General features: G+C 26.8%; 17 protein-coding genes. 1 reads left to right on the top strand and 16 read right to left on the bottom strand.

The window, feature by feature from the left end; all coding sequences use genetic code 11:
- Positions 1-39 precede the first annotated feature (39 nt).
- Positions 40-1140, top strand: a complete 1101-nt coding sequence (gene rodA / locus VJI77_RS06640; RefSeq protein ID WP_009354246.1) for a rod shape-determining protein RodA — start codon at positions 40-42, stop codon at positions 1138-1140.
- A gap of 70 nt (positions 1141-1210) precedes the next feature.
- Here rodA and alr read toward each other — a convergent pair whose 3' ends face one another.
- The 16 genes from alr to VJI77_RS06560 all read right to left on the bottom strand — a co-directional run bounded on the left by alr (position 1211) and on the right by VJI77_RS06560 (position 21827).
- Positions 1211-2392 carry an alanine racemase gene (gene alr, locus VJI77_RS06635; protein ID WP_009372268.1) on the bottom strand — a complete coding sequence of 394 codons (1182 nt, stop codon included), beginning with the start codon at positions 2390-2392 and terminating at the stop codon, positions 1211-1213.
- A 4-nt stretch (positions 2393-2396) separates the two neighbouring features.
- Entirely contained in the window at positions 2397-3620 is a 1224-nt protein-coding gene (locus VJI77_RS06630) for an NAD(P)H-hydrate dehydratase (protein WP_009372327.1), read from the bottom strand.
- Positions 3620-4999, bottom strand: coding sequence for a GTP pyrophosphokinase (locus VJI77_RS06625; RefSeq protein WP_009372810.1), 1380 nt, complete (start codon positions 4997-4999; stop codon positions 3620-3622). The genes VJI77_RS06630 and VJI77_RS06625 overlap by 1 nt, the downstream gene beginning before the upstream one ends.
- 240 nt (positions 5000-5239) lie before the next feature.
- Positions 5240-6310 carry a translation elongation factor Ts gene (tsf, locus tag VJI77_RS06620; protein ID WP_323988820.1) on the bottom strand — a complete coding sequence of 357 codons (1071 nt, stop codon included), beginning with the start codon at positions 6308-6310 and terminating at the stop codon, positions 5240-5242.
- A 93-nt stretch (positions 6311-6403) separates the two neighbouring features.
- Positions 6404-7171 (bottom strand): 30S ribosomal protein S2, encoded by a 768-nt coding sequence (rpsB, locus tag VJI77_RS06615; protein WP_009372551.1) that lies wholly within the window; start codon positions 7169-7171, stop codon positions 6404-6406.
- 198 nt (positions 7172-7369) lie between these two features.
- Positions 7370-7648 carry an HU family DNA-binding protein gene (locus tag VJI77_RS06610; RefSeq protein ID WP_009372569.1) on the bottom strand — a complete coding sequence of 93 codons (279 nt, stop codon included), beginning with the start codon at positions 7646-7648 and terminating at the stop codon, positions 7370-7372.
- Between the two features lie 118 nt (positions 7649-7766).
- Complete coding sequence (locus VJI77_RS06605) at positions 7767-8753, bottom strand: peptidylprolyl isomerase (RefSeq protein WP_009372411.1); 987 nt, start codon at positions 8751-8753, stop codon at positions 7767-7769.
- Positions 8754-8827: 74 nt separating this feature from the next.
- The gene (mfd, locus tag VJI77_RS06600; protein ID WP_323988819.1) at positions 8828-12334 is read right to left on the bottom strand and encodes a transcription-repair coupling factor; all 3507 of its coding nucleotides are present in this window, start codon (positions 12332-12334) and stop codon (positions 8828-8830) included.
- 35 nt (positions 12335-12369) lie between these two features.
- Positions 12370-12957 (bottom strand): aminoacyl-tRNA hydrolase, encoded by a 588-nt coding sequence (gene pth, locus VJI77_RS06595; RefSeq protein ID WP_009354215.1) that lies wholly within the window; start codon positions 12955-12957, stop codon positions 12370-12372.
- Positions 12947-13909, bottom strand: a complete 963-nt coding sequence (locus tag VJI77_RS06590; protein WP_009372278.1) for a ribose-phosphate diphosphokinase — start codon at positions 13907-13909, stop codon at positions 12947-12949. The genes pth and VJI77_RS06590 overlap by 11 nt, the downstream gene beginning before the upstream one ends.
- 16 nt (positions 13910-13925) lie before the next feature.
- The gene (gene glmU, locus VJI77_RS06585) at positions 13926-15311 is read right to left on the bottom strand and encodes a bifunctional UDP-N-acetylglucosamine diphosphorylase/glucosamine-1-phosphate N-acetyltransferase GlmU (protein ID WP_009372541.1); all 1386 of its coding nucleotides are present in this window, start codon (positions 15309-15311) and stop codon (positions 13926-13928) included.
- A gap of 272 nt (positions 15312-15583) precedes the next feature.
- Positions 15584-16159, bottom strand: coding sequence for an MptD family putative ECF transporter S component (locus VJI77_RS06580; RefSeq protein ID WP_293440616.1), 576 nt, complete (start codon positions 16157-16159; stop codon positions 15584-15586).
- Positions 16149-17576, bottom strand: coding sequence for an ABC transporter ATP-binding protein (locus tag VJI77_RS06575; protein WP_323988818.1), 1428 nt, complete (start codon positions 17574-17576; stop codon positions 16149-16151). Before VJI77_RS06575 ends, VJI77_RS06580 begins: the two co-directional genes overlap by 11 nt.
- Positions 17554-18246, bottom strand: a complete 693-nt coding sequence (locus VJI77_RS06570; RefSeq protein ID WP_009732732.1) for an energy-coupling factor transporter transmembrane component T — start codon at positions 18244-18246, stop codon at positions 17554-17556. The genes VJI77_RS06575 and VJI77_RS06570 overlap by 23 nt, the downstream gene beginning before the upstream one ends.
- Positions 18247-18372: 126 nt before the next feature.
- On the bottom strand, positions 18373-20091 hold the full coding sequence (locus VJI77_RS06565; RefSeq protein ID WP_313960999.1) for an ABC transporter ATP-binding protein: 1719 nt from the start codon (positions 20089-20091) through the stop codon (positions 18373-18375).
- Positions 20091-21827 (bottom strand): ABC transporter ATP-binding protein, encoded by a 1737-nt coding sequence (locus tag VJI77_RS06560; protein ID WP_323988817.1) that lies wholly within the window; start codon positions 21825-21827, stop codon positions 20091-20093. The genes VJI77_RS06565 and VJI77_RS06560 overlap by 1 nt, the downstream gene beginning before the upstream one ends.
- Between the last annotated feature and the right edge of the window lie 361 nt (positions 21828-22188).

The following is a 22188-nucleotide window of genomic DNA, read 5'->3' as shown; positions in this document are numbered from 1 at the left end:
GAATTTTTAATATAATATATACGTTATGAGGTGATTAATATGTTTTTTAAGAATAAAAATTTATATAAAATTGACTTATTTATACTAATTTCTTTAATTTTAATTATATTAATAGGGTTAGTAAATTTATATAGTGCAACAATAAGTTTGAAAAGAAACTTTATGTTATCACAAATAATTGCTACAATATTAGGTTTTATCTTAATGTTTGTATTGATAGCAGTAAATATTAAATTTTTGAAAAGATTGTATTTGCCAATATATATAATTTCAATTATACTTTTAGTATTAGTACTTATAATTGGTACTGGGGATTCTGTTGGTGCAAGAAGTTGGATTAAATTTGGTCCTATTTCATTCCAACCTTCTGAATTTGTAAAACTTGGAATGATTATTTGTTTAGCAACGGTTATTGAAAAAAATAGTTCCAAATTGAATGAACCAAAAACTCTAATAAAAGTTTTGATTTTTGCTTTTATTCCTGTTGGATTAGTTTTAATGCAACCAGACTTTGGAACTGCATTTGTTTTTATATTAGTAATTGGATCAATGCTATTTGTAGCTGGAATAAGCTTAAGACTAGTAGTATATACTTTACTAGCAGCTATAGCCAGTTTACCTATTTTTTATTTTAACCTATCTCAATATCAAAAAAATAGGATTTTAAATTTTTTACATCCTGAAAGAGACATAACAAACACAGGATATCAAGCTGTTCAAGGCAAAATAGCAGCAGGATCAGGAAAATTTATAGGAAGAGGATTATTTAAAGGCCCTCAAAATCAATTTAACTTTATCCCTGAAAAACAAACAGACTATATATTTCCAGTTTTTGTTGAAGAAATGGGATTTGTTGGAGGAACAATTTTGATTGGATTATATACAATAATGTTATATAGATTTGTAAGACTTTCTAAGAAGACAGCAAATAAATTTAATCAAATGTTAATTATAGGAATATGTGCAATGTTTCTAGCTCATATTTTTGAGAATATTGGGATGACTATTGGTCTTATGCCTATAACTGGTATTCCACTTCCATTTTTAAGTTATGGAGGTACTTTCCAATTAGTAAACTTAATTGCTATGGGGATTGTGTTATCCATATCTTGTGAAAAAACACCTCTAGATTTTATGTAAATACTTATTACATATATTATTTACTTTTTATATTATATTTAAAAGCTCAGTGCTATAATGCACTGAGCTTTTATAATTCGTAGTAATTTTTTTCAGTTGATAGATAATCAACAACTCTTACAACTTTATCGCCTTCAAGATAAACTCTTGGAATCCTCATATTTATTCGACATATTAAATCATAAACATTTGTATTAGCTATTTTTGCTATTTCAAAAATATCAAGTCTCATATCCTTATATTCCCCATAGAGCAAAACAGTATCTCCGATTTTTACATCATCAATATCCGAAATATCTATCATCGTTTGATCCATACAAACTTTTCCTAAAATGTTAGCTTTTTTATTATTTATCATAACATAACCTTTATTACTTAACTCATAAGGATAGCCGTCTGCATAACCTACAGAAATTGTGGCAACTTTAATAGTTTTATCAGCACAGAAAGTTCTTCCATATCCAACAGTATCTCCTTTATGAATATATTTAATATTACTTACTGTACTTACAAAACTAACAACTGTATCCATCTTTATTTTAGAATTATCTTTAACATATTCTGATGGATAATGACCATAAATTCCAATTCCAACTCTTACCATATCGTAATAATAATTATGAAGCAAAACCCCACCATCATTTGCAATATGTAACATTGGTATTTTTAGATTTTCTTCTTCAAGAATTTTCTTAACTTTCTCAAATTTTTCAACTTGTAGTTTAGTAAAAGAAAAGTCATCAATATCTGAAACACATAAATGCGAGAACATTCCTTTTACAATAATATGTTTCATAGAATAAATTTCTTTTAAATACCCCTTTAATTTATCATCAATTAAAAACCCAAGTCTATTCATTCCTGTATCAATTTTAATATGAATTTTACATTTTTTTCTACATTTTGCAGAGATTTCATTTAATTCTCTTATCATTTCAATATTATATACAGTTAATTCAACATTATTTTTTATCAGTTTTTCAAATAAAGCATTAGGAACATAACCTAATATCAAGATAGGTAGTTTAATTCTCTTTTTTCTAAGTTCCATGGCTTCTGAAAAATTTGCAACACAAAAATAATCCGCACCTTGTTTTTGTAAAAATTCAGCAACAGTACAAGCACCAAGTCCATAAGCATTAGCCTTTAGAACTATACCAACTTTTGCACCATTAGTCTTTTCTTTTATTTTAAAAAAATTATTCTTTAATTTATCTAAATCAACAAAAATCAATGATTGATTTTCATACATAATATCACTCCCTAATATATTTAATTGCATTTGGTAAAAACATTATTATATCAGATGCTACTAAAGAATCTTCACCTAAAGACTCTTTAGCAAAATCTCCAGCTAATCCATGCATAAAAACTCCAAGTTTTGCAGAATTAAATGCATCTAGTCCTTGTCCAACCAAAGATAGAATAATACCTGTTAAACAATCACCACTTCCGGCAGTTGCCATTCCAGAATTTCCAGTGGTATTAACATAAAGCTTCTTATCTGACTTAACTATTGTATTTTTACCTTTCAAAACTAGTGTATATTTTAAATTTTTTTCAAAAAATTTATTTACAACTTCCAATCTATTTTCTTTAATTACTTTTAAATCATAAGATGAAAATCGAGAAAATTCAACTTCATGTGGTGTTATAATAATATTTTCTCTATTTAATATATCTGATTTAATATTTCTCAAGAAAAAAATAGCATCTGCATCAATTACAATTGGTCCTTGAAAATTCTTTATTATCATTTTAATAATTTTAGTGTTATCTTCATTTCTTCCTAATCCACAACCAATAGCTATAGCATCTAAGTGTTTTATTTTTTCAATAATTTCATCTATATACTTATAAATAAAACAACCATTACCATCATCAGAAATCGGAAGAATTATATTTTCAATTGCTTTAATTTGTAAAATATTAGAAATAGATTTAGGGCATATATTATATACTAATCCACTTCCACTTCGAAGAGCAGATCTAGCACATAAGTCAACACTACCACACATTCCCAAACTTCCACCAATTATTCCAACTTTTCCAAAATCACCTTTATTGCCATCATCTTTTCTATTTAACATTAATTTTTTCATATCTGAAACTTTTTGTAAATCTACTTTTATGCTTAAAAAAGTAACATCAACAACAGCAATTGCAAAATCAGAATCATGAGAAATAGAGCAAGATATACTTCCTATTTTTTTATAAATATCATTATGAATAATTATATCAGGTTTGCCAGAAAAACTATGTATCACTTCTACATCAATAGGTGAAATATTTCCAAATCCAGTACCAATTGCCTTCACAAAAGCTTCCTTCAATGAAAAAATACCTGCAATTGTCTCTTCCCTGTTACCTGTATTTATAATATAAGTAATTTCTTCATTTGTAAAATATTTTTTTAAAAATCTTTCCAAATTTTTCATATTTTTAAATCTGGAAATGCTGCAAATATCAATTCCAATCATTATTCAAATTCATCCACTTCTTTTTTTACAAAATCATTTTCTAAAGAATTATATAAATCTTCATAATTCAAAGCCAGTATTTCTTCTGGTTTTTCAACATTTTTCAAGAAATTTCTTATTTTATTTTCAATATCCTTCATACTTTTGAAAGTAATAATGTTAGTAGAATATGAATTACAAATAAATTCCATAACAACATATGAAATATCCCATTTTAATTTTGACTTATCCTCATTTGAAATATTTAATTCATCAACAGCACGTTTTACTCTCTTAACTACAGCAAATACTATAAATTCAGAAAATAAAACAAATTCTTCACAAAAATCATTTTCTTCAATATCTTGAATAACTGAAAAAATCAAATTCCATTTAAAATCTTTATTTACTAATTCTAATAATCCAGTTCCAAATTTTTTGCACAAATCATTTTTAAATTCGATTGTATCACAAATTTCAAAAGTTTCTCCTATAACAATAGTTCTATTATTCGCACTACTAAGTCTATTTAATAATCTAACAAAATAGTCTTCATAACGCATAGAATTATGAAATTTATTTTTAGAAAATATATAATCTACAATTATATTTGCACAATCTTTAAAATCTACAACAAATCCTGTACTCTCTTTAATTTTTACAGAATATAAATCGTGAACCATCTTTGAAACAATAGTTTTTAAATGAATTTTTGAAGAATCATAATTACTTTTATCTTCAACATTTTTTAAATGATTATATACACTTTGTAGTTGATTATCTATCATAGTTAAATTAGCTTTAATTGAGAACATTATAGAACGAATAAAATCCTCAGTAATCATATAATTGAAATTTTTATATAATACACTATGATCAATTTCACCCCAAAATATATTTACTAATGACTTGATTTGTAATTCAAAATTTACAAAATAATCTCCTTCAACTACATATCTCCCATCAATTTTGTATATTTCAAAACCATTTTTTTGAAATGTAGGCTGCTTTTCACTCAGTTTTAATTCTATATTAGAATTTAGTTCGCTCCTGTAAAAACCATTTTCCAACTCAATGGTAAAATTTTTAGATATTTCATCAAAAATTTTCTTTTCATCATCAATAAATCTACATTCAACTCTAATTCCTATTAAATCTGGTAAATTTTCTATTGCAACTTTATGATTAGGATATTTATAATAATAATTATTTCTTAACAATTTTTCTCTAATACTATCTTCACTTTTTATTCTAGCAGTTGTATTAATGAAAAAATCACAATTCAAAAATATATCATTAAAAAACTTTTTTAATGAATCAGCTGAATTAGAAATAAAATCCATATTATTATCCATATGTTCAATTGATTTTTCTAAAAACTGAAAAATTTCAAGTTTCAAAAAAGCACCTCCAATCACAAAATTATTTTACCATAGATTACAAATATTTACAATGTAAATAGCTTTAAAAGATATTAATAATTTTCGGAATAATTCTATGTTATTTTTATAAATTGAATAAATAGATTCTTTTTAATTTATAATAAGAACCTCCACCTTTCCATCTTGAGGAGCGTCTGGGAAGCTTGTTATTTCACAATAAAAAAAGACAGTGAATTAAATCACTGCCTTTAAACTTTTTTATAATCCCATTTGTTTTGCAACTTCTTCAGCAAAGTTTTCTTCTTTCTTTTCTAATCCTTCACCTACTTCGAATCTAGTGTATTCTACTATTTCAATACTTCCACCTAACTCTTTTGCTTTATCATTAACAGCTTCTAAAACTGTTTTACTATCATCTAATACATATTGTTGACTAAATAAAGCATATTGTTGATCAATTAATGTATTGTCTTGAATAAATCTTTCGATTTGTCCAGGTAAAATTTTATCCCAAATTTTTTCAGGTTTTCCTTGTTTCTTCAATTCTTCTTTTAATAATTCTTCTTCAGCTTTTAAAACTTCATCAGTTATTTGAGACATTGAAGCAAACTTCGGAATTCTCTTTAATTGTTTTCCAAGTCTAACTAATTCTTCATTTTCTTTTTCAATTGATCCTTTAAGAGCTAAATATTCTTTTTCAACAAAATCAGCATCTAAATCTTTATAACTTAAGTATTGTGGCTTCATTGCTGAGATATGCATGCAAATGTTTTGTAATAAATCTTTTGCACCTTTCTTTGTAGCTTCGCTATCGCAATTAGCTTTAAGAATAACACCAACTTTTTTATTAAAGTGAACATATCCACATACTATACTATTTTCACAACATGCTTTTGCAAATGCCAATCTTCTAACTACAATATTTTCTCCAATTGAAGAAATTTGTAATTTCAAGAATTCTTCAAAATTAGTTCCATCTATATTTGATGCATTTAATTCCTCAATATTCTTTATTTCATTATTAAATACATGTTCAGTAACTTTTTTAGTTAATGCGACGAAATTTTCATTTTTAGCAACAAAATCTGTTTGTGAATTTACTTCAGTAAGAGCAGCTTTAGTGTTGTTTTCATCAATTACTAAAGTAATTAAGCCTTCAGCAGCAACCTTATTAGCTTTTTTAGCAGCTTTAGCTAAACCCTTTTCTCTTAAAAATTCAATAGCTTTTTCCATATCTCCACTAACTTCTTGTAATGCTTTCTTACATTCCATCATTCCAGCTCCAGTGGCTTCTCTTAAATCTTTTACCAACTTTGCAGTAATTTCCATAAAATCCTCCTATTATTAATATAATCTATAAAAATAAGGTAAGGATAAATATTATAAATTTAAATCCTTACCCCTTAAAGTTCTACTTGCTTATTATTCAGCTACTTCCTCAGAAACTTCTTCAATTTCTATCACTTCTTCTACTACAGCTTCTGTTTCTTCTGCCTCAACTTGTTCTCCTTGCTTAGCTTCTACAATAGCATTAGCAATAGTACCTGTTAATAATTTTACGGCTCTAATAGCATCATCATTTCCCGGAATAGCGATATCAACTTCATCAGGATCACAGTTAGTATCAACAACACCAATAACTGGAATACCTAATATTCTTGCTTCATTTACAGCAATTTTTTCATTCTTTGGATCTATTACAAAAAGAACATTAGGAAGTTTATCCATTTCTTTAATTCCACCTAAGAATTTTTCTAATTTTTCAGCTTCTCTTCTTAATTTAATAACTTCTTTCTTAGGTAATCTTTGGAAAGTACCATCTTCTTCCATAAGTTCTAATTTTTTTAATCTTTCAATTCTTTTTCTAATAGTCTTATAGTTAGTCAACATTCCGCCTAACCATCTATGACTAACATAGAATTGGCCACTTCTCTTTGCTTCTGTTTCAACAGCTTCTTGAGCTTGTTTTTTAGTTCCAACAAATAGAACTCTACCACCATCTGCAACAATTTCTCTTACAAAATCATATGCTTGTTCAATTTGTTTTACAGTCTTTTGTAAATCAATAATATAGATTCCATTTCTTTCTGTAAAAATAAATTTTGACATTTTTGGATTCCATCTTCTAGTTTGATGACCAAAATGTACTCCTGCTTCTAATAAGTTTTTCATTAAAATTACTTGTGACATTTTTATTACCTCCTGTTTTTAGCCACCCATATTCATCAACTTGACAAGAACCACATGGGCAACACTTGTTCAATCAGAATATGTGATTATTCACCAAATTATTATAACATAATACATTTTATTTTTCAACATAAATCATTAAAATTTTGAAAAAAAAAATCAGACACTAAGTCTGATTTTTTTATTAGCATTCAAAAATTATTTATTTACTATTTCTTTTAATGATTTTCCAGCTTTGAATACTGGAGCTTTTGATGCTGGGATTTTAATAACTTCTTTAGGGTTTCTAGGATTTCTACCATTTCTTGCTTTTCTTTCTCTAGCTTCGAAAGTTCCAAATCCAACTAATTGAACTTTTTCCCCTTTAACAAGTGTTTCTTCAACAGTTTGAATAAACGCATTTAATGCTCTTTCAGCATCTACTTTTGTGATTTTTCCTTTTTCGGCCATGCTAGCCAATAATTCAGATTTGTTCATTAAAATTTCCTCCTAAATACACTATTATATTTAATAATTGCCTATAAAATGGTCACTTAACCATTGTGCAATATTATTATATATCAATTTTTAAAAAATATCAAGTAATTTAACTGATTTATTTAAAATTTTTAATTGGTAGGTATCCAACTTCCTTTTGAATACTTTCAAATTCAGTTTTAAACTTTTCAGATAATATTTTTTGTTTCAATTTTTGACTTATAAGTTTCTTGCTTTCATCTGTAAATTGACTATAATCTTCAACAATTTCATTCAATTTGATTATATGGTACCCAAATTTTGTCTTTACTGGTTCACTAATTTCTCCAACTTTTAATTTTACTGCTGCATCATAAAACTCTTGAACCATTATTCCTTTAGTAAATGTTCCTAAAACACCTTTATTATTTTTAACTGAAGGATCTTTTGAAACTTCGGTTGCAACATCTTCAAATTTTTCACCAGCATCTAAACGACTTTTTACTTTCTTTGCATCTTCTTCTGTTTCCACTAAAATATGACTTGCATTAATTTGTGGACCATCAAAATCACTTCCCTTATATTTTTCTGCAACTTCTTCATCTGTTGGTGTATAATTTTCTGCGAACCAAGTTTGAAATTTAGAAGAATATAAATTATCTTCAATTTTATATTTTAATTCGTCTTCAGTAAGTTTTGCTTTTTCAAGTTCTTCATTAAATTTATCACCTAACTGTTCTTTAACCTTACTTAGACTTTCATTAACTTCTTCTTCGGTTACTGTTACCTTAGCTATATCTTCTTCAGATTTTCCTTCGTCTTTATACTCTTTTTCTAACTTAGCAAATTTTTGCTTTACAACCTCAATATTAGAAAACATTTCTAAAATATTTTGTTTCAAAGTTAAAGAAGCAGTTTTTCCCTCTTCAGTTGATTCATCATATTTTTCTTTTTGTTCATCAGTATAAGATGAAATAACTCTATCATATTCTTTTTGTACTTGTTCTTCAGTAATATACTTATCCCCAATTTTTACCATCGCACCTTTTGGAGCCGATGCACATGCTGTTAAAAGCATTGCTGACAGTACAATGGCACTTGTAAATTTTATAAATCTATTTTTCATATTTCTCTCCCTTTCGACTAATATTCTAATCTTTTGATATTATACATTATTTTTTTAGGAATGTCAAAGTTTTTTTAATTTTTTTGATTTAAAAATAGCAAATTTTCAACAAAATTAATACTTTCTGGCAATTTGTCCTTATCATAATTAAATATTAACTCAGCATTTTCATTCAAATTAAATTCTATTTTTCTAAATAATTCATCAGTTAAGCTACCTATTAGCTGTAAAATCTTCTTATTTGATTGATCAAAATTAAATACAACTGACTTTCCTCTTTCTATTATTTTTATAAAATTTAATTCTGATGAAATTCTCTTCAAGTATGAAACATTCATAACATTTAAAACTGTAGTAGGTACTTCTCCAAATCTATCAGTTAATTCTTCATAAATTTCATTAAAATCTTCCTTAGAGGAAATCGCAGCAATTTTTCTATACATATCAATCTTTTGATTACTATCTCCTATATAATTTGAAGGAATATATGCATCAACAGATAATTCAATAGTAGTTTGACTTTTTATATTAATGTTTTCGCCCTTAATAGTTTTTATGCTTTCTTCCAACATTCTAACGTACATTTCATATCCAATAGTCTCTATATGTCCAGATTGGCATTCTCCTAAAATATTTCCAGCACCTCTAAGCTCCAAATCTCTCATAGCTATTTTAAAACCAGAACCAAATTCCGAAAAATCTCTTATTGCCATAAGTCTCTTCTCTGAAATTTCAGTAAGTGCTTTATCCTTCTCATATGTAAAATATGCATATGCTCTCCTAGTAGATCGTCCTATTCTTCCTTTTAGCTGATAAAGTTGTGACAATCCCATTTTATCTGCATCATATATAATCATAGTATTACAATTTTTAATATCCATTCCCGTTTCAATAATTGTAGTGCATAATAATATATCATATTCTCCCTCTTGAAAATCATACATTATATTCTCTAACTCTTTGTTAGACAATTTACTATGCGCCATTGCAATTCTAGCATCAGGAATTAGTTTCGATAATTCAACATACATTTTTTCCATATCATGAATCCTATTATAGACAAAATAAACTTGTCCACCTCTATCCAACTCCTTGTATATTGCTTCTCGAATTACTGAATCATTATATTCTAAAACAAAAGTAGCAATAGTAACTCTTTCTTCTGGTGGATCATCTAAAACACTCATATCTCTAATTCCGACTAAACTCATTTGCATTGTCCTAGGAATAGGTGTTGCAGATAGTGATAATACATCAATGTTTTCTTTTATTTTTTTTAATGCCTCTTTATGTTTAACTCCAAATCTTTGTTCTTCGTCTATTATTAAAAGTCCTAAATCTTTAAATTCTAAATTATTTGATAATAGTTTGTGTGTCCCTATAAGTAAATTTACTTTACCATTTTTTACATTTTTTAGAATTTCTTTTTGTTTAGCAGGACTTCTAAATCTACTAAGCATTTCAATTTCTAAAGGAAAATCCCCTATTCTATCATTAGCAGTATTAAAATGCTGTTGAGCTAGAATAGTTGTTGGAACTAAGAATGCAACTTGCTTATCGTCCATCATGGCCTTAAAAGCAGCTCTTAATGCTACTTCGGTTTTTCCATACCCAACATCTCCACAAAGCAATCTATCCATCGGCTTAAATTGTTCCATATCTTTTTTTATTTCATTAATGGCTCTAAGCTGTGAATAAGTTTCTTCGTAAATAAAACTATCTTCAAATTCTTTTTGCCAAGTTGTATCCTCTGAAAAAGCAAAACCCTTTATTTTATCTCTCTTCGCATAGAGTTGAACTAAGTCTAATGCTATCTCATCTAAAACTTTTTTAGCACGATTTTTCGTTTTTATCCAATCACTAGAACCTAATTTATTTAATTTTGGTCGATATCCATCTTTTCCAATATATTTTTGAATTAAATTCATTTGGTCAGTTGGTATATATAATTTGTCATTTCCTTTATATAATATTAAAATATGGTCTTTTACAATTCCATCAACTTCTATTTGTTCAATCCCTCTATATTCTCCAATTCCATGATTCTCATGGACTACGAAATCTCCAACATTTAAATCAGTATAATCAAGTAAATTTTCTTTACTTTTCTTCTTTGCTTTTTTAGAAGTCTTTTTTACAGTCCCATAAATTTCTTTGTGTGTTAAAAAAAGTACTTTTTGAACTGGATACTCAAAACCTGATTCTAAATTTAATGTAGAAATTCCTAAAATGGAACTTTTTAATTCAAATTCTAATCCTTCAATTATATTAGAATTTATATTCTCAGCAAATAAAATCTCCTTCAAATTATTAGCCTTTTCTAATGAACCTGCAAAGATAACAATTTTATACCCTCTTTGTGATTTAGATTTCAAATTCTGAAATAATAAATCAAATTTTCTGTTAAACATTTCAGCTTCAATCGTTTTTAAATTTACAATACTTTTAGGATTAATAATTTTTGTTCTTTTTAAAAGTTGTGTAAAGTTAATTATACTAAATTCTTTTATTCTTCTTAAAATTTGTTCAAAAGGAATTAAAATATCTTTATGTGAGTCTAAAATTTCTGCATTTTCGATAGAAAATACTACATTTTCATGAAATAAATTTTCTATTTCTAAATTTCTATCATAAATTTTTAAAATATCTTCAGTGCATATTATTGAATCTTTCTCTAAATAATCTAAAAGAGTTGAATAGCTTCCTTTTTTTATATATGGTGAAATTAAATCCATATTTGAAATATGATAATTCTCCTTTAAATCATTGAAAATTTGATAAAATTTTTCTGTAGCTTTTTCAATATCTTTTCCAAATAATTTTAACTTTTGTAATTTTTCAATATCTTTATTCAGTCCATTTAAAATATTTTCCACATCATCTTTTGATAATACCATTTCTTTAGCAGGTATTATTTCTACTTTATTCAACTTTTCAACAGATCTTTGACTATTAATATCAAATAGACGTATTGAGTCTACATCATCGCCAAATAATTCTATTCTTATTGGATTTTCAAAATTTACTGGGAATATATCAAATATAGATCCCCTTATTGAAAATTGTCCTTTTGCTTCAACAAAATCTACTCTATCATAATGCATTTTTATTAACTTTTCAGTTAATTCATTTAAATTTATTTCAGAATTTTCATCAATGTAGATATAATGAGATTTAAAAAAATTTGGAGTGCTAATTTTTTTTGATAAAGCACTTGCAGTAGTTATTATTATGAATTTTTCATTGGAAAGAAGTCTATTCATTATTCCTATTCTTATATTTTCTAGATTAGTTTCCAAACTATTTATATTATGAAATCTTATTTCAAAATTAGGATAAACAACAACCTTATCTCCAACTAAATTTTTTAATTCATCGCAAAGTTCATTAGCTCTATTATCGTTTTCAACTAATAAAACTAAATTTTTATCAGGCAAATCATTGAAAATAGAATATATCAAATGGAATAAACTCTCTTTTATAAGTCCGTTACAATATATCGGAACATTATTTAATTTTAAATTTGAAATCATATCCAAATATGACTCATTATTTTTTAAAAAATCAATTAAAAAATTCATAATTAACTCCTGTTCATAAAAAATATAGAGGAATATTATTCCTCTATACACATTCCATTATATTTACACATTGTTTTGTCAACATCACTTTTTATTATCTCTTCAACGGCATCTGCTGCAATTTCTAATTCTTTTTTCAAAATTTTTTCTTCAGTTGATGAAAATTTACTTAAAACAAAATCTTTTAAATCCATATAATCAGGACATTTCCCAACACTTATTCTAACTCTAGGAAAATCTTCTGTTTCTAAATGATAAATAATTGACCTTAAACCATTATGTGTTCCTGCACTTCCTTTTTTCTTAATTCTAACAGTTCCAAAAGGAATATCTATATCATCTAATACAACTATAATATTTTCAGGTTTTATTTTAAAATAATTTACCGCATCTATAACTGCTTCTCCTGACAAATTCATATAAGTAAGTGGCTTTAAAAAAACACATTTTTTTCTAAACATATTTATTTGACCATAGAAAGATTTAAATTTTTCTTTTTTCATATTGATACTATACTTATCAGCTAAAATATCAATAACTCCATATCCTACATTATGTCTAGTTTCTACATAATTTTTACCAGGATTTCCAAGGCCTACTATTAAATAAATATTATCTTCCATCAAAAAGCATGCTCACTGGTCTATTGTTATTTATTCTATCAATAGCCTTTGCAAAATATTGGGCTACTGAAACAACTTCAATTTTACCACCTAAATTCTTTTCTTGAGGAATAGTGTCAGTTACAACACATTTTTCAACTTTTGAATTAGCTATATTTTCTATTGCCTTTCCAGAAAATACTCCATGACTTGCAGTGATATAAACTTTTTTTGCTCCCTTAGCTATTAAAGCATTTGCAGCATTTGTAATAGTTCCAGCAGTATCTATAATATCATCTACAATTATACAAGTTTTTCCTTCAATATCTCCTATAACATTCATTACTTCAGAAACATTTGGACGAGGTCTCCTCTTTTCTAAGATAGCAATAGGCAAATCCAAATAATTAGAGAAATTTCTAGCTCTAGTAACTCCACCTAAATCAGGAGAAACTACAACCATATCTTTTTTGTCTTCATCTTTTAACTCATCCTTGAAGAAATCAGCAAGAGGTTTAATAGCGGATAGATGATCTACAGGAATATCAAAATATCCTTGAATTTGTCCTGCATGTAAATCCATAGTTATAACTCTATCAGCCCCTGATTTTTCAATCAAATTAGCAACTAGTTTTGCTGTAATTGGTTCTCTAGCTTTTGTTTTTCTGTCTTGCCTTGCATATCCATAATATGGAATAACTACGTTAATTCTTCCAGCAGAAGCCCTCTTGAAAGCATCAACCATAATTAATACTTCCATTAAATTATCATTAGTTGGATTGCAAGTTGGTTGAATAATGTAAACATCATAACCTCTTACAGTTTCCTCAACTGAAAGATTAATTTCACCGTCACTAAATTTCCCGATATTAATTTCCCCCAATGGCATATCAAGACATTTACAAATATCTTCTGCAAACTTTCTATTTGCAGTTCCTGAAAAAATTTTCATAGGTCCAGTATAAGCTAACATAATTCCTCCTAAAATATTACTTTTTTATTTTTAAATTCTTTTTATAAACCCAATTTTCTTTTTCAAAAGTTTCACTACGTCCAATTATTAAAGAACCTTCATTTTCCACATCTGAAACAACAGTAGTTCCAGCGGCAATAAAAGTATCATTTGCAATTTTTACTGGAGAAACTATATTAGAATTACTACCTACAAAACAGCCATCTCCAATTTCAGAAATGTGTTTATTTTTACCATCGTAATTTACTAAAATAGACCCACAACCCATATTTACATCTTTTCCTACAATTGCATCTCCAATATATGATAAATGTCCAGCTTTAGTATTTTCTCCAACTGTTGAATTCTTAACTTCAACAAAATTTCCTATATGAACTTCATTTTTTAAAATACTATTTGGTCTAAGATGAGCGAAAGGTCCCATAGTTACAGAATCTCCAACAGTACTATCTTCTATATAAGAACTTCTAATTACAACATCATTTCCTATTACAGAATTTTCTATAAAAGAATCTCCTGTTATATATACATTTTCTCCTATGCTCGTATTTCCAAAAATTCTGGCACCACTTCCAATAAATGTATCTATTCCTATACTTATTCCCTTTTCAATCACAGTATTTTCTGGATTTTCCATTACTACACCATTTTTCATATATTCTGAATTTATCCTATAACGCATAATTTTTTCAGCTTCAAATAATTGTAGCTTAGAATTTATACCATAAATTTCTTCAATGTCATCAAGTTTATAAGTTGAAACATTCTCTCCATCTTGAACTAAAACTTTAATTGCATCTGTAAGATATAATTCGTTTTGAACATTATTTTGATCTATCTTTGTTATTGAATTTTTTAATGCTTTCCCATTAAAAACATAAATTCCTGAATTTATTTCTTTTACTCTCTTTTCTTCAATAGTAGCATCCTTATCTTCAACTATTTTTAAAAATTTACCATTATTGTCTTTTATAATATGACCATATCCTGTAGTATCATCAATAAATGCTGTAAGAACAGTTGCTTTTGAATTCATAGCAATATGTTCTTCTAACAATTTTTGCAAAGTTTCTCCTTTTATTAAAGGAGTATCCCCACTCAAAATTAAAACATTATCGTCATCACTGATTTCATCTACAGCAAGTTGAACAGCATAACCTGTTCCATAAGGATATTCTTTACCGATTTTTTGTTCTTTATATGATACCTTATCTCCAAACTTATCTTCAACTTCAACTTTATTTTTCCCTACAATAATTATAGTTTTATCACTACCTGCATCACAACTAGCATCATAAACATAATCAATCAAAGTTCGATTAACTATTTTATGTAAAACCTTTGATTTCTTACTTTTCATTCTAGTTCCTTCACCTGCAGCTAATATGATTGTAATATTCATACTCTAACTCCTAACTATATAAAATATATATCACAAATTATAATATTCAATTAAATTAGTATTATTTCTTCAAATCAAGTTTTATGATATGGCATAAATTTTTTAATTATACCACAGTTCCTTTATAACTACTTTTTTACGGTAATTACGATGAAATTAATATAGTTTTATCACAAGGCATAAAACTATATTAATTATAACACATATGCTCAAAAAAAACAAAAGAGATATACGTAAATATATCCCTTTTAATCTAAATTTTTTTCCAATTTTTAAATTTTTTTGAAATGTTTTTTCAATATTTTATTTCCAATTACAACACCAAGTCCACCTAGTATAAATACAATCAAAAGGTTAATTGCCCCATATGTTCCAGTTGAAAATTTTATCATCTCATTTATTGCACTCTCTGTAACTCCGTTTTTTCCTACCCAAGTTTTCTTAAATGATTCTAAGAAGAAATTTACTGGTATTATTTGTCCGCATTCACTACCTACTTGAATCAATCCAAAAGCTATAAATTGAGCAATTTTATTTTGATATCCTGTATATGATAGTATAATTTCTCCAATAATAAAGGCAACCGTATATGAAATAATCCACGGAAGATAGAAACCTGTACCAGCCATCGCGATCAAATAAACACCTGAAAAAAGCAAGAAACTACCTTTTTTCCCAACTTTATTACACATAAACACAAAAACTGTACCTGCAAACAATCCTGCAATTCCAGGACTTATACAATGAGCATATGGTCCCAATGGGAATAATGCAAATGTTACAATCATTGAAACAACTAAATTTAAAGCTCCTAAAATAGCAACCAAAACTAAATCTTTAATTTTCATTTTCTTTTCCTCCTTTTATCTTTTGAAAAATATTAGTTAGTTGATTTTTTTCTTTTAAAATAAAATCCTCTGTGATTTTTCCATCTTCAAGAAATATAACTCTATCTACAACTCTTGACAATAATTCATAGTCATGAGAAATTAATATTATTGCTTTGTCTTTTGATAATTTTTTTATAATATCAGAAATAATAATCATATTATTAAAATCCAAACCACTAGTTGGTTCATCTAAAATCAAAATGTCTGAATTGCTTTTTGCACAAATTCCCATAAGCAGTCTTTGTTTTTCTCCCCCAGAAAGTGAAAATGGATGACAATTTCTTTTTTCATAAAGATTAATGGCTTTTAGCATTTCCAAAACTTCGTCATCAGTCAAGTCTTTATTTGATAAGAAAAACTCTGAAAATACACTTTCTGAAAATAATTGGTAATCCACATCTTGCATCAAAACAAAAGGTAAACTTTTACTTAAAATTTGTCCAGAAGTTTTCTTATTTATTCCAGAAATCAACTTAGAAATTGTAGATTTTCCAACGCCGTTTTTCCCTACCAATCCAACTATTTCACCTCTATAAACATCAAAAGAAATATCTTTTATAATATCTTTAAATTTAAGATTTCTTATTTCTAATATTTTCTCTTCTCTGCTACATTTATTAATTATCGTTAATTCTCTATCAAATGGATTTAAGCTTCTCAAATCTTCTGCACTATAATTTAAAGCATCTTTTCTATCTAAATTTACAATAAGTTTCCCTTTATTTATATGAATTAACCTATCAAAAATTTCTTTTAAATAAAAAATTCTATGTTCAACAACGACAATAGTATATCCATTTTTCTTTAATTTTAGAAAAATTTCTTTCAACAGCTCAATTCCCATGTAATCCAAATTTGCAGAAGGCTCATCAAATATTAAAGTTTTTGCATCTAATATTGAAACGCATGCAATAGAGATTTTTTGCTTTTCGCCCCCAGAAATTTCTAAAACATTTTTATTTAAAATATTTGAAATACCAAAGAAATTTGAAATATTTTTTATTTTTTTTACAATTTCTTTAACTTCATATCCCAAATTTTCCAAAGTAAATGCCAATTCAGAAGTGGTATTATCAGTAAAAAATTGTCCTCTTGGATTTTGAGAAACCGAACCTATTATTTTGCACAGCTCATAATTCTCACAATCCTTCGTATTTTTATCATCAATAAAAATATTTCCTAAAAGTTCACCGTCATAAATATGTGGAATTAGTCCATTTATACATTTGTATATCGTAGATTTACCGGAACCGGAAGCTCCTGTTATTAACACCAACTCTCCTTTATTTATTTCAAAACTTATATCTTCTAAGGCTTTTTTATCAGAATCTTCATAAGTAAAACTTACATTTTCAAATTTTATCAATAAATCCACCTCCCCAAGAAGCAACTAGTAAAATCAACATAACAATAAGAATAAAATCTACTATATCAAACTTTTTATAGTATATTGAATTCATATTATCAGTACACATCGCACATCTTGTATATGCTGACTCCGTCATTTCATTTGCAATATTCGATGCTCTAAAAAGAGTCGGTACAATATAATATTCAAATCGTTTAATAGGTTTAGTAAATGAAACATCTATTCCTCTAAGTTTTAAAGCATTTTTTATAATTCTTTTTTCTGCAAAATAAATAGGAATAAATTTTAAAGTAATTGTACATGCAAATCTGATTTTTTTACCAAATCCCAATTTTCCTAAAACATAAATCAATTCACTTGTTCTTATATCTAAAACAATAAAACTCGCTATCATGTATGTTGGACACATCTTTACATTTGAATAACTGATAAAACCTATGAAGGAGAAAAATGAATCATCAGGCAACTTTATATAAAAAACTATATACAAACAAATAAGATAAAAAATTAGAAATTTTATAAATCTTTTAGTCTTTCCACTATAAATTAAAATTAAAGAACAAATACAAAAATAAATCATATCTAATTTGAAATTATTCCACACTAAAATCAACGTTCCAAAAATCAAATTCATAAAAATTAAGACAAATAAATTTATTCTACGTTGCTCTATCAAATAAATTCCCCCAATCGATTAAAAATTAATAAGAACCCCACCCTTCCTCGATGCTTCGCATCGGGTGGGTACCCGGGAACCTTGTTGTTTCACAATATAAAGCGCTGTAAAAACAGCGTTCATATATTAATAACTATAATTTTCAGCTAAACTAGAATTTTTAACCATAGTATTATAAACTTTAGATTTTTCTAAAAGTTCATTGTGATTACCTTGAGATTCTATTTTTCCATTTTCCATTACTATTATTTTATTTGCATTTTCTATAGACTTCATTCTATGTGAAATTACTAATACAGTTTTATTTTTAATAAGTTTATTTAAACTTTCTTGTATTTTCATTTCATTTTCAACATCAAGACTTGCACTAATTTCATCAAGTAAAATTATTGGAGCATTCTTTAAAAAAGCACGTGCAATCGAAATTCTCTGCCTTTCGCCTCCTGATAACTTACTTCCATTTTCTCCGATTAAGGTATTATATTTCTCAGGTAATTTTTCAATAAATTCTTCACAATTAGCAAGTCTTGCAGCTTCTTTAACTTGGTCATCAGTTGCATTTTTATTTCCAAATCTGATATTTTCTAAAATTGAAGTATTAAACAATGTAACTTCTTGAAAAACTATTGAAATATTTTCAAAAAGACTCTCTGTTTCAATACCCTTTATATCATTTCCATCTATAATTATCTTTCCGCTATCATAGTCATACAATCTTGACATCAATCTCAGAACTGTTGTTTTTCCACAACCTGAAGGTCCAACTAATGCGGTAACTTCACCTTGTTTTGCAACAAATGAAATATCATTAATTACTTTGTTTTCTCCATATCCAAACTCAACATTTTTGAATTCTATATCAAAATTATGAAGTTCCTTAGCTTCTCCAGTTTGGATTTTGGTACTTCTTAATTCTCTAATTCTTTGTAAATTTCCATCCAAATACATAAGTTCCGCAAAATTTGAAAGCATACCATTTACAGCATCAATAATCTTTGAAGCACACATTATATAACCGATTAGATAAAGAATAGACGCCTCACCCTTTAAATATAAAGCTGTTCCAAATAAAATCGTAGCTCCTAAAGTTAAATTTTGTATATTTGTTGAAATACTCAATGGAAGCACCATTTTTCCTTCAGCACTTATATGAATTTTTTCTGAATAGTCAATATCATCATATATTTTTTTAGTAATTTTATCTACTTGTCCATAACTTTTTATCTCTTGTTGTAATTCAATTGATTCTTGGAAATCTTCTGAAATACCTCTCATAACATTATAATATTTTTTATTTCCGTTAACTTGTATTCTTTTTGTAATTAATATGAACCCAGTTGCCAAAATAATAGGAATTAAAATACAAAGAGCAAGTTTGAAATTATAAATTAATAACATTATTACTATTATTATTAAATAAAATATAAGTCCTATAGCCTTTGGAATAGCATGACTTATTGCATGTTCAATAACTGAAACATCTTTCATAATTGTTTGAGACAAATCTGAAACATCATGCTTTGAAAAAAAAGAAAGTGGTAATTTTCTTAAAATCTCTGCTATTTCTATTCTAATATTTGCACTTTCTTTATATGTTTCGTTATACAAACAGTCATATTCTATTGACATAAGAATATACATTATAAGTAGCATAATTAATATTCCTATTACAAAGAAAGAAATAGTATTTTCTTTCCCTTCAATAACATTTTGAATAAAAAACATAAGTAAAATCATAGGAATCATTAAACTACAATATGAAAAGAATGATGCTATTGATGCCTTTATGATTCCGGCAGTTCCCTTATCAGTTAATTGAAACATTCTTTTAAGCATTTTCATAATTATATCCTCCATTCATTTGCTTGAGAGAATAAATCTTGTAAAAATTTATATCTTCCATCAATTTCCATAAGCTCTTTATCTGTTCCTCTTTCAATAATTTTTCCGTTATCAACAACCAATATTTCATCAACATTTCTAATTGAACTCAATCTATGCGCAATCATAATTACAGTTTTATCTTTCATTAAATTAGAAAAAGCTAATTGTATTTCATGTTCATTTTCCGGATCAGATGCTGCTGAAGCCTCATCTAAAATTATAATCTTAGCATCTTTTAAAATTGCTCTGGCAATTGCAATTCTCTGAATTTCTCCACCTGAAAGATGAACTCCCTTTGATCCTATTACAGTATTTTCTCGAGTTTCAAATTTATCTAAAATATCTCCACATCTTGCTAATTTTAAAGCATTCATGACTTCTTCATAACTAGCATTTTCATTTCCGATCTTTACATTTTCAAAAATTGTCGTCTTAAAAAGTTTTGAATTTTGAAAAACAAATGAGATATTATTCATAAGAGCTTCCCTTGAATAAGTAGAAATATTTTTCCCTCCAATTAAAATTGATCCCTCATCAATATTATAAAAACCGGAAATTAATTTTGCGATGGTTGACTTACCACCACCTGATGAACCAACCAAAGCATAAGTTTTGTTTTCTTCAAGTCTAAAACTTAAATTTTCCAAAATATTAGCAGTATCATATTTAAAACTAACATTTCTAAATTCTATATCATAACCAGAAAATTCTTTATTATTTCCAAACTTAATATCATTTGCTTCCATTTCTGTAAAAAGATTTTCTAATTTTTCTACTGCTTGCGTTGCCATATATTGATGCATTCCAACATACATAATTCTCATAAGACAACTAAACAAAGTTCCAATAAAACATGTGAAAAAAATTAATTTAATCATTATTACTACATTATTTTCTGTACCCTTTGAAAACATGATTGCAAATGGAATTATAAAAGCAGCTGCGCCAAGTAAAACAATTTGAAATATAACATAAGGCTGTTTACAGCTTTTACTATACTCATAAGCAGTTTTAGAGTAGTCAACGATAGAATCATAAAATGATTTAAAAGAAAATATTGAAGCTTTAAATATCTTTAACACTTGCATACCTCTAACATATTCAACTGCCTCACTATTAACTCTTTCAAGTGCTTTATTATATTTTTCCATAAACTTAATATCTCCATACATAAGTTTAGTAAAAATAGCAGATAAAATAGTTAAAATAACAGTAGCTATACCTAAATAAATATCTACAGAAAACATTATTACAAATAAAAGTATAGGCGTTACTACCGCAACAGTAATATCAGGAATTAAATGTGCAACTATCATATGAGTATCACTGGCATTATCATCTATTATTTTTCTGATTCTCCCTGATTCATTAACATCAAAAAAAGAAAATGAAGCTTTCATTAAATGACTTATTCCTGCTTTTCTAAGATTTGTTTCTAATCTAAAAGCAAATAGATGAGTAAATCCTACTGAAATAAAATAAATTAAAGATTGTACAATCATAATAATAAAAATGGTAATCGCATAATTTTTAGCTTGAGTAAAATCTTTTTTTAACAAAAATTCATTCAAAAATTTATACAAATACCAATACGGTAAAATTGAAAGTGCTGAAGAAATAACACTCATAAAAATAGCTATATATACGAGAAATTTTTTATCAGGCACATATTTGAATAATTTCTTATAAATATCCATTAAATCCTCCTATTTTATTAAATATTCAATATATTACAAATCAATGCTATAAATAAATTGAATAAGTATTTATATTTAAACGACGTAGTCGTCGTTTAAATATATTATAGCATTTTTAATATTGCTTTTCAATATCTTTAAGATTGATTTTTATTATAAATAAAAAAAGATTATCTTTAAATAACAGATAATCTTTTAAAAATTTATTTAAAAATAAGAACCCCACCCTTCCATGATGCTTCGCATCAGGTGGGTACCCGGGAACCTTGTTGTTTCACAATAATAACCCCACCCTTCCATGATGCTTCGCATCAGGTGGGTACCCGGGAACCTTGTTGTTTCACAATAATAACCCCACCCT

It is taken from the genome of Parvimonas sp. D2 (assembly GCF_035282635.1).
Taxonomy (GTDB): domain Bacteria; phylum Bacillota; class Clostridia; order Tissierellales; family Peptoniphilaceae; genus Parvimonas.
This window is presented reverse-complemented; position numbering and strand designations above follow the sequence as displayed.

What these genes read in the sequence shown, in the direction of transcription:
- VJI77_RS06630 (WP_009372327.1), bottom strand. Translation starts at nt 3,620, where the DNA reads ATGATTGGAATTGATATTTGCAGCATTTCCAGATTTAAAAATATGAAA.
- tsf (WP_323988820.1), bottom strand. Translation starts at nt 6,310, where the DNA reads ATGGAAATTACTGCAAAGTTGGTAAAAGATTTAAGAGAAGCCACTGGA.
- glmU (WP_009372541.1), bottom strand. Translation starts at nt 15,311, where the DNA reads ATGAATATTACAATCATATTAGCTGCAGGTGAAGGAACTAGAATGAAA.
- rpsB (WP_009372551.1), bottom strand. Translation starts at nt 7,171, where the DNA reads ATGTCACAAGTAATTTTAATGAAAAACTTATTAGAAGCAGGAGTACAT.
- VJI77_RS06610 (WP_009372569.1), bottom strand. Translation starts at nt 7,648, where the DNA reads ATGAACAAATCTGAATTATTGGCTAGCATGGCCGAAAAAGGAAAAATC.
- VJI77_RS06560 (WP_323988817.1), bottom strand. Translation starts at nt 21,827, where the DNA reads ATGGATATTTATAAGAAATTATTCAAATATGTGCCTGATAAAAAATTT.
- VJI77_RS06605 (WP_009372411.1), bottom strand. Translation starts at nt 8,753, where the DNA reads ATGAAAAATAGATTTATAAAATTTACAAGTGCCATTGTACTGTCAGCA.
- VJI77_RS06580 (WP_293440616.1), bottom strand. Translation starts at nt 16,159, where the DNA reads ATGAAAATTAAAGATTTAGTTTTGGTTGCTATTTTAGGAGCTTTAAAT.
- VJI77_RS06590 (WP_009372278.1), bottom strand. Translation starts at nt 13,909, where the DNA reads ATGTTAGCTTATACTGGACCTATGAAAATTTTTTCAGGAACTGCAAAT.
- rodA (WP_009354246.1), top strand. Translation starts at nt 40, where the DNA reads ATGTTTTTTAAGAATAAAAATTTATATAAAATTGACTTATTTATACTA.
- mfd (WP_323988819.1), bottom strand. Translation starts at nt 12,334, where the DNA reads ATGAATTTTTTAATTGATTTTTTAAAAAATAATGAGTCATATTTGGAT.
- pth (WP_009354215.1), bottom strand. Translation starts at nt 12,957, where the DNA reads ATGGAAGATAATATTTATTTAATAGTAGGCCTTGGAAATCCTGGTAAA.
- alr (WP_009372268.1), bottom strand. Translation starts at nt 2,392, where the DNA reads ATGTATGAAAATCAATCATTGATTTTTGTTGATTTAGATAAATTAAAG.